The sequence below is a fragment of the Agrobacterium sp. LY4 genome, assembly GCF_001526585.1.
Lineage (GTDB): Bacteria > Pseudomonadota > Alphaproteobacteria > Rhizobiales > Rhizobiaceae > Agrobacterium > Agrobacterium leguminum.
Genome location: NZ_ASYA01000053.1, coordinates 110604 through 122347, shown reverse-complemented (window position 1 = coordinate 122347; position 11744 = coordinate 110604). Strand labels below are relative to the sequence as shown.

Sequence of the window (11744 nt, the reverse complement as noted above, 5' to 3'; positions counted from 1 at the left end):
ATGACTTGGGCTGGCTGGATTCCTGTGACAAGCACAGGAATGAGGGCGGTTTGATATAAGCGGCGCACGCCCTGTTAAGTGCGCAACCTGTTACTGCGGCAAATGACGCCTCACCACATGGTCTTCGCCGCCCGCGCCGCCCATTCCCGGTCATAGGTCTCCTGATCGAATTCCGCCTTGGCCGCCTTGAGCAGAAGACCGGGTGTCGGAAGCGAGGCCGGGTCAACGAAATTATCGGGGTTCCACAGTTCCGAGCGCATCAGCGCCCGGGCGCACTGGAAATAGACTTCATCGATTGTCACAACGATGACGGTGCGCGGATGTTTGCCATCCATCTCGAAGCTTTCCAGCACGTCGGGATCGACGGAGACCACGGCGCGGCCGTTGATGCGCATCGTCGTATTCGAGCCGGGTATCAGGAACATCAGCGCCACGCGCGGATCGCGTACGATGTTCAGAAGCGAATCCACACGGTTATTGCCGCGCCAGTCCGGCAGAAGCACGGTCCTCTCATCGGCCACCCGGACCACGCCGCCCTTGTCGCCGCGCGGCGAACAGTCCATGCCTTCCGGCCCGACCGTCGCCAGCGCCAGGAAGGGCGAAGTCTCGATCATCAGCCGGTATTCGGCCGTCAGCGTGGCTGTCACCTTGGCGATCGATGCCTCGCTCGTGCTGTCATAGATGGCCTTCAATTCCTCAACCGTGCGAATGATCGTCATGTCTGTTCCTATCCCTGCCAATTCCCTCTGTCGCCGCCGAAAGACCGGGGCGTCCTATTCCTCTGCCGCTTCCGCCTTTTCCCGCTCGGCCCGCTCGCGCGCAGTGCGGGCGGCAACGAGATCGGCCGGCTGGGCATTGCCGCGGATCAGCGAACGGCCGGCATAGATGCCGCCGACGACTTCCATGGCGAAACGTTCCTCGTCGCGGTCGCGGAATTCTTCCACCAGACGCGCGGCGTCTTCCCGCTCCTCGCCCATGGCGCCCAGCACTTCCTCGCTGAAATTCAGCGCCGATTCCAGCGTTTCGCGGATCTGGTAGTCGACGCCAGCCTTCAGCAGATCGATGGCATGGCCACGGTCGTAAGCACGGGCGAGAACCGGAACCAGCGGGAATTCGTGCTTGACGATCTCCGCGATCCTGACGGCCGCCTCCTTGTCGTCGACGCAGATGAGAACCGCGCGCGACGTGCCCGCACCGGCGGCATGCAGGATTTCCGCCCGCGAGCCGTCGCCATAATAGACCTTGAAGCCGAATTCCGCCGCTTCACGCACGAAGTCGGCATCCTTGTCGATCAGCGACAGCGTGTAGCCCCGCGCCAGAAGCGGCTGGCTGACGATCTGGCCGAAACGCCCGAAGCCGATGAGGAGAATGCTGCCCTCGACATTTTCAGGCAGGTCGAGATCGTCGGTATTCGGAACCGCCGCCGGCACCAGCCGGTCATGCAGGATGACCATCAATGGCGTCAGCACCATGGAGATGATGATGGTCGCCGTCAGGATGGCGTTCGCCTCCCGGTCGAGAATACCGGCGCTGACGGCGGCCGAATAGAGCACGAAGGCGAATTCGCCGCCCTGCGCCATCAGCACCGCCCGTTCCAGGCTTTCGCGCCGGGTGGTGCCCAGCGCCCGCGCCACGCCATAGATCAGGAAGGCCTTGAGCAACATGTAGCCCGCAACGCTGATGACCACGAGCTGCCAGTTGGAGGCGATGACGGCAAGATCGATCGCCATGCCGACGCCGAGGAAAAACAGGCCGAGCAGGATGCCGCGAAACGGCTCGATATCCGCCTCGAGTTGATGGCGGAAGGAGGATTCCGACAGCAGCACGCCGGCGAGAAAGGCGCCCATGGCCATGGAAAGGCCGCTGACCTGCATCAGAAGCGCCGAACCCAGCACCACCAGCAGCGCCGCGGCCGTCATCACCTCCCGCGCGCCGGAAGCCGCCAGCAGGCGAAAGAACGGGTTGAGAAGATAACGCCCGGCAAGGATGAGCGCACCGACGGCGGCAAGCGCGATGCCGACGGAAGCCCAGCGCTCCGACGCCGTGACATGTTCGCCGCCCGAACCGAGGAAGGCGACAAGCGCGAGCAGCGGCACGATGGCCAGATCCTCGAACAGCAGGATGGCGATGATGCGCTGGCCTTTCAGGCTCGACATGCTGTTGCGCTCCTGCAGCATCTGCATGACGATGGCCGTCGATGTCAGCACGAAACCGGTGCCGGCGACGAAGGACATGATGACGGGAAAGCCGAGACCGACGCCGATCAATGTCAGGCCCGCCATGCAGACCAGCACCTGCAGCGCCCCCAGCCCGAAAATATCCTGCCGCATAGACCACAGCCGCGACGGCTGCATTTCAAGGCCGATGATGAACAGAAACATCACCACGCCGAGTTCCGCTATATGCAGAATGGCCTGCGAATCGGAGAAAAAACCGAGACCGTAAGGCCCGATCACCAGACCGGCGGCCAGATAACCGAGCACCGAACCGAGGCCGATGCGCTTGAAGATCGGCGCGGCGACAACGCCTGCCGCCAGCAACACGACCACTTGGGCCAGATCATTTCCGTTCGCTTCTACAGCCACACGCCACCCCGCTGAAAATCGATAAGACGAGGGTGTTCCCTCCCTCACTTCCTAGCGCATCGGCGTGAAAAGCGAAAACGATTTTACTGAAGGACGATGCGCAGATTCAACGGGTTATTTGTCCATCAGGCATGCGGGCCTCGGATGCCGCTGTCCTCCTCCCCCTCTTTCCTGTGCTTGTCACAGGAATCCAGTCGACGCGCGTCGGCGCGGCGGGAGGAGTCTTTTTCAGCCCAAGGACTTGGGCTGGCTGGATTCCTGTGACAAGCACAGGAATGAGGGTGGGAGGGTCCGAAGGCCTTGCGTCCGCCTACCGGTATCGCGGCTCCCTGCTCAAGCCCTTTTCGGCGAGCTGCCGCTCATAATCCGCAAACAGCGCATCGCCGGTCTCACCCAGTTCCTTCAGATATTTCCAGGTGTAGATGCCGCTATCGTGGCCATCGTCGAAAACGATGCGAACCGCATAATTGCCGGTGGCAACCATGGAGCGGATGGTAACATCGCGTTTGCCGGGCACCGTGACCTTTTGTCCCGGCCCATGGCCCTGCACCTCGGCAGAGGGCGAAAGCACGCGCAGCATCTCGGCTTGAAGCCGGTAAACGCTTCCATCGTTGAAGGAAACGGTCAATTCGCGCCGGTCTTTCGACACAAGCAGCTCGGTCGGCCAGGCATCGCTCATTTTTCACTTCCGCAAGCTCGTCATATGCGTCAGAATTACGGACTTGCCTCACGATAGGCAAGCCACTACATCACCTGATAGAGCACACATTCAGCGTGTGTGCCCGGCGCAAGGCGCATTGAGGATGGAGACGTGAACGGTTTCTCCGGCTCGCTTGAAAAAGCGAAAACCCTGACGGAAAACAGCACACCGATGGTGGACCCTTTCGGCCGCGCCATCACCTATCTACGCGTTTCCGTCACCGACCGCTGCGATTTCCGCTGCACCTATTGCATGTCCGAACACATGACCTTCCTGCCGAAGAAGGACCTTCTGACGCTCGAAGAACTCGACCGGCTCTGTTCCGTCTTCATAACGCGCGGCGTGCGCAAGCTGAGGCTGACCGGCGGCGAGCCGCTGGTGCGCAAGAACATCATGTCGCTGGTGAAGAACCTCGGCCGGCATGTGCGCACAGGCGCCCTCACCGAGCTGACGCTGACCACCAACGGCTCGCAGCTTGCGAAATTCGCCGCGGAACTCGCCGATTGCGGCGTGCGCCGCATCAACGTGTCGCTCGATACGCTCGACCGCGATAAGTTCCGCCACATCACCCGCTGGGGCGATCTCGACCGCGTCATGGAGGGGCTCGACGCCGCCCAGGCCGCGGGCATCAAGGTCAAGCTCAACGCGGTGGCGCTGAAGGACTTCAACGACGCCGAGATTCCCGATCTCATGCGTTTCGCCCACGGTCGCGGCATGGACCTGACGGTGATCGAAACCATGCCGATGGGCGAGATCGAGGAAGACCGGACCGACCGCTACCTGCCGCTTTCGAAACTGCGCGCCGATCTCGAAAAGAGCTTCACGCTCATCGACAGCGATTACCAGACCGGCGGCCCCGCCCGTTACGTGACGGTGAAGGAAACCGGAGGCCGGCTCGGCTTCATCACGCCGATGACGCATAATTTCTGCGAAAGCTGCAACCGCGTCCGCCTCACCTGCACCGGCACGCTTTATATGTGCCTGGGCCAGGATGACGCCGCCGATCTGCGCACCGCGCTGCGCGCCTCCGACAGCGACGCCTATCTTTCCAGCGCCATCGATGAAGCCCTTCTGCGCAAGCCGAAGGGGCATGATTTCATCATCGACCGCACCCACAACCGGCCTGCCGTCTCCCGCCATATGAGCGTGACCGGCGGCTGAGCGACGGCTGAAACTGTTTCTCGTCCACCCACCCATATAAACGGTTGAAATGCCGGCTGTGCCGTGCCACGTCTCTTTACATGGAGGAATGCGCGGTCACGCCGGAAAGGCGGCCCAAATCGCCCCGAAAGGGCGGGCGGGAAAACCGCGCATGGTCTGGGATATTTTGGAATGGCATTGACGGACAATACGCGCGGCGCCCTGTTGATGGCGCTCGCCATGGCAAGCTTCACGGCCAACGACGCTCTGACGAAATCCGTCACCCCCTATATCAACACCGGCCAGATCATGTTCGTCCGCGGCATCATGACGGTGGTGCTGATCTACATCGCCGCCCGCCATTTCGGCGCGCTCCGGCCGCTGAAAACCCTCATGCGCCCCATCATCATCCTGCGCTGTCTCTGCGAGGTGACTGCAGCCGTGCTCTATCTGACGGCGCTCGGCCTCATCGAATTTTCCAATGCCTCGGCCATATTGCAGTCCCTGCCCCTGGTGGTGACGCTGGGTGCGGCGCTGTTCCTGCGCGAACCCGTGGGCTGGCGGCGCTGGGTAGCGATCATCGTCGGCTTTATCGGCGTGCTCGTCATCATCAGACCCGGCCCGGAAGGCTTCACGCCGGGTGCGCTTCTGGTCGTCGCATCGCTCGCCGTCACTGCTGCGCGCGATCTGCTGACCCGGAAAATGTATGCCGATGTGCCCTCGCTCGCCATCACCGTCATCACCGCCTTCGTCAACATGGCGGTGGGCGGCCTGCTGATCGTGCCCTTCGGCGGCTGGCAACCGATGAACTTCATGATCGTATCGCATCTGGCCGCTTCGGCCATTCTGGTGCTGGTCGGCTATCAGGCGATCATACTGTCGATGAGATCAGGCGAAATCTCCTTCGTCGCGCCGTTCCGTTATACCGGCCTGCTCTGGGGTTTCATGATCGGCGTGTTCTTCTTCAACGAAAAGATCGACAATTACACCATCATCGGCGCCATGATCGTCATCGGCTCGGGCCTTTATACCTTCTACCGCGAAAGCCTGCGCAAGCGCTCGCAGATGGCCAAGCGCGCAGCCGCCACACCCACCGCCGCGACCACGGTACGGCCGGCTTCCGTAACGAAAACTGCCGTTACGGAAGAGGCGGGAGAATGACATGAACAGCGGCCGTTTTCTGGACAGAACCACCCCGCCCCACATCATCACGCTGGTCGTCATCGCCGGCGTTGCGGCGCTGTGCATGAATGTGTTCCTGCCCTCGCTTGCGGCCATGGCGGTTTATTTCGAGACCGACTACGCGGTGATGCAATTTGCCGTTTCGGGTTATCTTGCCGCCACCGCCTGCCTGCAGCTCATCATCGGCCCGCTTTCCGATCTCTTCGGACGCCGCCCGGTCATGCTGGCCAGCATCGCCATCATGATCGTCGCAACGCTCGTCTGCATGCTGGCGCCCAACATCACCGTCTTCATGATCGGGCGCGTTGCGCAGGCGGCCGTCGTTTCCGGCTTCGTGCTGGCGCGCGCCATCGTGCGCGACATGGTGCCGATGGAACAGGCGGCCTCGATGATCGGCTACGTGACCATGGGCATGTCCGTGGTGCCGATGGTGGGGCCGACGGTTGGCGGCCTGCTTAACGACATATCCGGCTGGCAATCGAGCTTCGCCCTCCTCTCCCTGCTCGGCGTCGGCATTCTGGTGCTCGCCTGGTTCGATCTCGGCGAAACCAACCACAATAAGTCGGCTAGTTTTTCACAGCAGTTCCACGCCTGGCCGGAACTGCTGCGCTCGCCGCTGTTCTGGGGTTATGCGCTGACCTCGACCTTCTCATCGGGCATGTTCTTCTCCTTCCTCGGCGGTGCGCCTTTCGTCGGCAGCGTGCTTTACGGGCTTGCGCCGGCCATGCTCGGCCTGCAATTCTTCTTCATGGCCAGCGGTTACATGCTCGGCAACTTCATCTCCGGCCGTTATGCCAGCGAAATCGGCATTACCCGCATGATGCTGTCGGGCAATGTCATCGCCATTGCGGGCATCGCCACGACCATGATGCTGATCTCCGCCGGGGCGGAAAGCGCCTATGCGTTTTTCGTGCCGCTCGCCTTGATCGGCGTCGGCAACGGCGTGACACTGCCAAGCGCCAATGCCGGCATGGTCAGCGTCCAACCGCATCTGGCCGGCTCCGCCTCCGGCCTCGGCGGCGCGATGACCATCGGCGGCGGCGCAGCGCTCTCGGTGCTCGCCTCCTCGGTCCTGTCCAGGGAGGACGGAACCTGGCCGCTTCTTCTGGTGATGCTGGCGACCGGCCTTGTCGCCCTCCTCACCACCTATGTCGTAAGGCTGCAGGAAAAGCGGGAATGACGGCCCCTTTCGAAATACCCGGTCTCGTGCTCGCCGGCGGGCTTTCGCGGCGCATGGGCAGCAACAAGGCGATGGTTCAATTGGGCGATGCGCCCCTCATCTCCCATGTCATCAGCCGCATCACGCCGCAGGTCTCAGATGTCACCATCAACGCGGCCAATGGCTGGGCGGAGAGTTTCGGCCTGCCGCTGCTGCCCGATACGCTGAACGGCCATGCCGGGCCGCTCGCGGGTATTTTGGCCGGCATGCGCCATTTCCAGCACCGCGGGGATGCGGCGAGCCACTTCCTGACGGCGCCCGCCGACAGCCCGTTTTTCCCGGACGATCTCGTGGCGCGGCTTTGCGAACACCTGTCGGACAATGCGATCGTCATCGCCGCCTCCAGCGGCCAGCTTCACCCGGTTTTTGCGCTGTGGCCGCTGGCGCTGGCCGACGATCTCGAGGCGTGGCTGAAGAACGATGCGAACCGGCGCATCCGCGCCTATCTCGCCCGGCATGTCACCATCGGCGTGGCCTTCCCGCCGCTGGAAACGGCAAAGGGCAGCCTCGATCCGTTCTTCAACATCAACACGCCGGATGAACTGGCGCTGGCGCGCAGCTATCTGGAGAACCTGCAATCATGACGGAACAAAAGGTCTTCGGCATCGCCGGTTGGAAGAACTCGGGCAAGACCGGCCTTGCGGTCCGTATCGTCACCGAGCTGACGGCGCGCGGCTACCGCGTCTCCACCATCAAGCACGCCCATCATGATTTCGATATCGACAAGGTCGGCGCGGATAGCTGGCGTCACCGGCAGGCCGGCGCACATGAGGTCACCATCGTTTCCGGCACCCGCTTCGCCATCATGCATGAATTGCGCGGCGAACCGGAACCCTCCTTCGAGGATATTCTCGCCCGCCTCGCCCCCTGCGATCTGGTGCTGATCGAAGGCTACAAATACGAGCCGGTGCCGAAGATCGAAGCACGCCGGCTGGAGGCCGCCAAGACCGAACCGCTTGCGCCGCTCGATCCGCATATCGTCGCCATTGCCGCCGATCACGCGGTGACGGACACGGCGCTGCCGGTTTTCGATCTCGACGATACCGGCGCCATTGCCGATTTCATCGAGAGGACGGTTGGGTTAGCGAGGGCGTAAACAGGCGTCGGAACGGAGCGGCTCGGCGCCCAGGCCGCCTCCCCACTTCCGTCATACCGGCCCTGAGCCGGTATCCAGCCAGCCCAAGTCCTTGGGCTGAAAGGACCCTCTCGCCGCGCCGACGCGCGTCGGCTGGATGCCGGATCAGGTCCGGCATGACGGAGGAGATGTGCCATGAAACCGAAACCCAAAACGCCTGCCGCAACGACGACGCAATCTCCCGTGATCCCCACCCCAAAAATGAAAAAGCCGGGCTCTTCACCCGGCTTCATCATTCCTTGAGACGCAATACCTATTCAAGGAAACTGGAGGGGTTCACCGGCGTCGCATCCTTGCGAACTTCGAAGTGAACCTGCGGACGCTTGGCGCTGCCGGTCATGCCCGATGTGGCGATGGTCTGGCCGCGCTGCACCTTCTGGCCGCGCTGCACGTCGAGATTGGCGGCATTGCCGTAAACGGTGACCTTACCGTCGTCATGGCGGACGAGAACCGTGTTGCCAAGCTGCTTCAGGCCGTTACCCGCATAGATGACCACGCCGTTTTCAGCAGCCTTGATCGGCGTGCCCTCGGGAACGGAGATGTTGATGCCATCGTTGCGGCTGCCTTCGACATTGTCGCCGAAATTGTTGATGACCGCACCGCGAACCGGCCAGCGATATTTGCCGATGCCCGTGGATTCCGGTGCGACGGAAGCCATGTCGGACTTTTTCTCGATGTCGCTGACACTGGCGGTGGCCGGTGTGGCAGGCGCAGTCGGGGCCGCGGCAGCAGCCGGCGCCTTGTAGGGCTCAGGCTTGGCCGATGCGGTTTCGACCGGCTTGGCCGCTTCCTTGGCGGGAACGGAAGCCGTCTTGATCGCATCCGTCGAAGCGCCCGGCATGTTGAGCGTCTGGCCGACGCGGATGCTTTCGTTGCTGAGACCGTTTGCCGCCTTGAGGGCAGCGACCGACACGCCGTTTTCGCGGGCGATCTTCGCCAGACTGTCGCCCGGCTGAACCTTGTAGCCACCGGTCGGCGGCAGCGGCTTGCCGCCGGGAGGCGTCAGCTTGCCGGTCTCGGAGGAAACCTTGTCACGGGCGGCGGCCTGCGACGGCAGCACGGCCACGTTCCCTTGACTACGCAGCGGTGTCGGCTGGTCGCCATTGCGGTTGAGGGCGATATCGCCGGCCGCGTCCTTGGCGGCATTGCGGACCTGACCGAACTTCGGAATGAGGATCGACTGGCCGGCTTGCGCCGAGGATGCGGTCTTCAGACCGTTAACGCGCAGCAGTTCCTTTTCCGGAACGCCGTAGCGGTTGGAGAGGGTCGCGATGCTTTCGCCGGGACGCAGGGTCACGGAGGAAGCGCCATCTGTGTGCCAGCCGTTCTTGTCGGAACGAACGGTTGCGGTCGTCAGATTGTCGGTAACGGGAGCGGCAGCCTGCCGGGCGGGCGCTGCAAGAGACGGCGCGGCCTTGGGCTGAGCGGACGGGAAAGGCTGGGCCATGGCTTCGTTGCGGGTCGACGGATCGCGGCTTGCCACCGCCGTCGGTGCCGACAGCTCGGAACGCTGCACCGGAGAGGCCGAAGCCGAGCGGGCCGTGGAAGGCTGAACGCCGCCATAACCACCCGATTGCGGGTAGGAATTGCCCGCCATGTTCTGGTTGGCATAACCGCCCTGCGGTGCGGCAGAGGCGTAACCGCCATTCATGTCGCCCTGCGGAACCGGGGCCTGCCCGTAAGCACCGCCGCCCTGACGGGCAGGAATTGACGCCGTGGTCATCTGATCCGGTCCACTGGAAAAGAGGCCGCTGAACCGCGTTGCATCCGAGCTACAGCCCGTTGCGACGCTTGCCAGCAATGCCGCTGCGAACATTTTTGCGACTGATTTTCCGATTTTAGACGAATGTCTCATACGCATGACTCGATCTACACTGACGCCAACCCGCCGCATCGAGACCGATCCGGCACAAATTTCACTTCTTGCAAGGCCCATTTCCCGAGGTGGGGAAAACCATGCGTCGATGTTTATGATTAAAGCGCGTTAGTGTTACCACGCCGTTAAAACGTTAAGCCGTTCAGCGCTTTTTTGACACTTCGATAACCATGACGAAAACCGGGTGCGTCATGTTGATACAATAATGATATTGAAAATCAGATAGTTGCGGCAATTCAGAACATTAGGAGACAAAAATAGAATGTCGCCAAAATTTTCATTTTGTCACAAATGACGCGCAATATGAGTGCTGAGCGGCAGGTAAGGCGCCTCGAACAGCTCTTCCTTCTCGAAGCGGCTGCCGGTCTTGGAGAAGCGTGTCATCACGCAACGCTCGTCTTCGAGAATGATCGGCGCGATCATCATGCCGCCCGAAACGATCTGCTCGGCAAAGAAGCGTGGCATGGTGGTGAAGGCGGCGGTGGAGACGATGCGGTCGAAGGTGCCCTCGCCCACCAGGCCGTTGCTGCCATCCGCTTGACGGATGACGACGTTGCGAATGGAGAGATCGTCGAGACAGTTCTGCGCCTGCTGCACCAGCGTCTTGTAACGCTCCAGCGAAAAGACGCGCTCCACCCGGCGCGCGATGATCGCGGTCATGAAACCGCTGCCCGTGCCGATTTCCAGCACACGCTGGCCGGGTTTCAGTTGCAGCCGGGCAAGGATCTTCACCGCCATGTCGGCGCCTTCCATGAAGGCGCCGCAGTCGATCGGGATCGTGCGGCTGGAATAGGCGTCCGCCGCAAATTGCGGCGGCACGAATTTGGAGCGTGGCGTCTGCTCGACCGCCGTCAGAAGGTCGAGATCGGAAATCCCCTCGCCCCTTAAGCGGAGAACGAGAGCGGCAAAACCTTCCTTTTCGACCATTGCGGATTTCAATCGGCGACTCCGAATCCAAGTGCTTGCGCAACCCGATCCTTCACCGTGTAGTCCGTCAGGTCAAGCTTAAGCGGTGTGACGGAAATCTTGCCATGTTTCAAAGCGTGGATATCGGTGCCTTCGCGGAAGGTGCCGAGACGCTCGCCGAAGCGCAGCCAGTAATAGGGAAAACCGCGGCCATCCTGACGCTCTTCCACCGTCAGGCCGAAATCGAGCTTGCCCTGTCCGGTCACGGAAACGCCCTGCACATCCTTGGGCGCGCAATTGGGGAAATTCAGATTGAGGAACGTGCCATCGGGCAGATCGACATTCATCAGCTTGCGCAGAAGATCCGGCGCATAGGTTTCTGCGACTTCCCAGGGCACGACACGGCCGTCGGCGTGGCTGAAGGCCTGGCTGAGTGCGAAGGAGCGCACGCCCTGCAGCGTGCCTTCGATGGCGCCGGCAATGGTGCCGGAATAGGTCACGTCATCGGCCATGTTGGCGCCGGCATTGACACCGGAAAGCACGAGATCCGGCTTTTCCGGCAGGACTTCGCGAATGCCCATGATGACGCAATCGGTAGGCGTGCCGCGCAGCGCGAAATGCTTGTCGGAAACTTTTCGCAGACGCAGCGGTTCGGACAAGGTCAGCGAGTGCGCGAGACCGCTCTGGTCGGTCTCCGGCGCGACGATCCAGACATCGTCGGACAGCGTGCGGGCGATACGCTCCAGCACGGCCAGACCTTCGGCGTGGATACCGTCGTCATTCGTCAGCAAAATCCGCATGTTTTCCTCCGCTGCTGTATCCCACTATGAGGACACAATGATTTCTCTCACAGAAGCACCCCCACGACCGTCATTCCGGCCTTGAGCCGGAATCCAGTCGACGCGCGTCTGCGCGGCGGGAAGAGTCTTTTTCAGCCCAAGGACTTGGGCTGGCTGGATTCCGGCTCAAGGCCGGAATGACGGCCGCGTCTTTAGCAGACG

Annotated in this window: 11 protein-coding genes; 5 read left to right on the top strand and 6 right to left on the bottom strand. The window is 62.0% G+C overall.

Annotated elements, in window-relative coordinates:
- Positions 1–110 precede the first annotated feature (110 nt).
- The 3 genes from L904_RS25365 to L904_RS25355 all read right to left on the bottom strand — a co-directional run bounded on the left by L904_RS25365 (position 111) and on the right by L904_RS25355 (position 3264).
- The gene (locus L904_RS25365) at positions 111–719 is read right to left on the bottom strand and encodes a pyridoxamine 5'-phosphate oxidase family protein (protein WP_020809130.1); all 609 of its coding nucleotides are present in this window, start codon (positions 717–719) and stop codon (positions 111–113) included.
- A 54-nt stretch (positions 720–773) separates the two neighbouring features.
- Positions 774–2585, bottom strand: a complete 1812-nt coding sequence (locus L904_RS25360; RefSeq protein WP_020809129.1) for a monovalent cation:proton antiporter-2 (CPA2) family protein — start codon at positions 2583–2585, stop codon at positions 774–776.
- A gap of 310 nt (positions 2586–2895) precedes the next feature.
- Positions 2896–3264, bottom strand: a complete 369-nt coding sequence (locus L904_RS25355) for a gamma-butyrobetaine hydroxylase-like domain-containing protein (protein ID WP_020809128.1) — start codon at positions 3262–3264, stop codon at positions 2896–2898.
- A 132-nt stretch (positions 3265–3396) separates the two neighbouring features.
- Here L904_RS25355 and moaA point away from each other — a divergent pair, with 132 nt between their 5' ends.
- The 5 genes from moaA to mobB all read left to right on the top strand — a co-directional run bounded on the left by moaA (position 3397) and on the right by mobB (position 7922).
- Entirely contained in the window at positions 3397–4446 is a 1050-nt protein-coding gene (gene moaA, locus L904_RS25350) for a GTP 3',8-cyclase MoaA (protein ID WP_031233491.1), read from the top strand.
- Positions 4447–4617: 171 nt separating this feature from the next.
- Positions 4618–5586 (top strand): DMT family transporter, encoded by a 969-nt coding sequence (locus tag L904_RS25345; RefSeq protein ID WP_035260165.1) that lies wholly within the window; start codon positions 4618–4620, stop codon positions 5584–5586.
- A gap of 1 nt (position 5587) precedes the next feature.
- On the top strand, positions 5588–6787 hold the full coding sequence (locus tag L904_RS25340; protein WP_020809125.1) for a multidrug effflux MFS transporter: 1200 nt from the start codon (positions 5588–5590) through the stop codon (positions 6785–6787).
- Positions 6784–7410 (top strand): molybdenum cofactor guanylyltransferase MobA, encoded by a 627-nt coding sequence (mobA, locus tag L904_RS25335; RefSeq protein ID WP_020809124.1) that lies wholly within the window; start codon positions 6784–6786, stop codon positions 7408–7410. Before L904_RS25340 ends, mobA begins: the two co-directional genes overlap by 4 nt.
- A complete protein-coding gene (mobB, locus tag L904_RS25330) occupies positions 7407–7922 on the top strand; it encodes a molybdopterin-guanine dinucleotide biosynthesis protein B (RefSeq protein ID WP_020809123.1) in 516 nt (171 codons plus the stop codon). Before mobA ends, mobB begins: the two co-directional genes overlap by 4 nt.
- A 292-nt stretch (positions 7923–8214) precedes the next feature.
- On the opposite strand, the gene L904_RS25325 is transcribed toward mobB, so the two are convergent.
- From L904_RS25325 to surE, 3 genes are all read right to left on the bottom strand, one after another.
- Entirely contained in the window at positions 8215–9777 is a 1563-nt protein-coding gene (locus L904_RS25325; RefSeq protein ID WP_035260163.1) for a LysM peptidoglycan-binding domain-containing M23 family metallopeptidase, read from the bottom strand.
- 345 nt (positions 9778–10122) lie between these two features.
- Positions 10123–10776, bottom strand: a complete 654-nt coding sequence (locus L904_RS25320; RefSeq protein ID WP_003522731.1) for a protein-L-isoaspartate(D-aspartate) O-methyltransferase — start codon at positions 10774–10776, stop codon at positions 10123–10125.
- Positions 10773–11543, bottom strand: coding sequence for a 5'/3'-nucleotidase SurE (surE, locus tag L904_RS25315; RefSeq protein ID WP_020811580.1), 771 nt, complete (start codon positions 11541–11543; stop codon positions 10773–10775). The genes L904_RS25320 and surE overlap by 4 nt, the downstream gene beginning before the upstream one ends.
- Positions 11544–11744 lie beyond the last annotated feature (201 nt).

Excerpts from the sequence above, each read along its gene's own strand:
- L904_RS25365 (WP_020809130.1), bottom strand. The coding sequence starts at position 719 with ATGACGATCATTCGCACGGTTGAGGAATTGAAGGCCATCTATGACAGC.
- L904_RS25355 (WP_020809128.1), bottom strand. The coding sequence starts at position 3,264 with ATGAGCGATGCCTGGCCGACCGAGCTGCTTGTGTCGAAAGACCGGCGC.
- L904_RS25345 (WP_035260165.1), top strand. The coding sequence starts at position 4,618 with ATGGCATTGACGGACAATACGCGCGGCGCCCTGTTGATGGCGCTCGCC.
- L904_RS25340 (WP_020809125.1), top strand. The coding sequence starts at position 5,588 with ATGAACAGCGGCCGTTTTCTGGACAGAACCACCCCGCCCCACATCATC.
- mobA (WP_020809124.1), top strand. The coding sequence starts at position 6,784 with ATGACGGCCCCTTTCGAAATACCCGGTCTCGTGCTCGCCGGCGGGCTT.
- mobB (WP_020809123.1), top strand. The coding sequence starts at position 7,407 with ATGACGGAACAAAAGGTCTTCGGCATCGCCGGTTGGAAGAACTCGGGC.
- L904_RS25325 (WP_035260163.1), bottom strand. The coding sequence starts at position 9,777 with ATGTTCGCAGCGGCATTGCTGGCAAGCGTCGCAACGGGCTGTAGCTCG.
- surE (WP_020811580.1), bottom strand. The coding sequence starts at position 11,543 with ATGCGGATTTTGCTGACGAATGACGACGGTATCCACGCCGAAGGTCTG.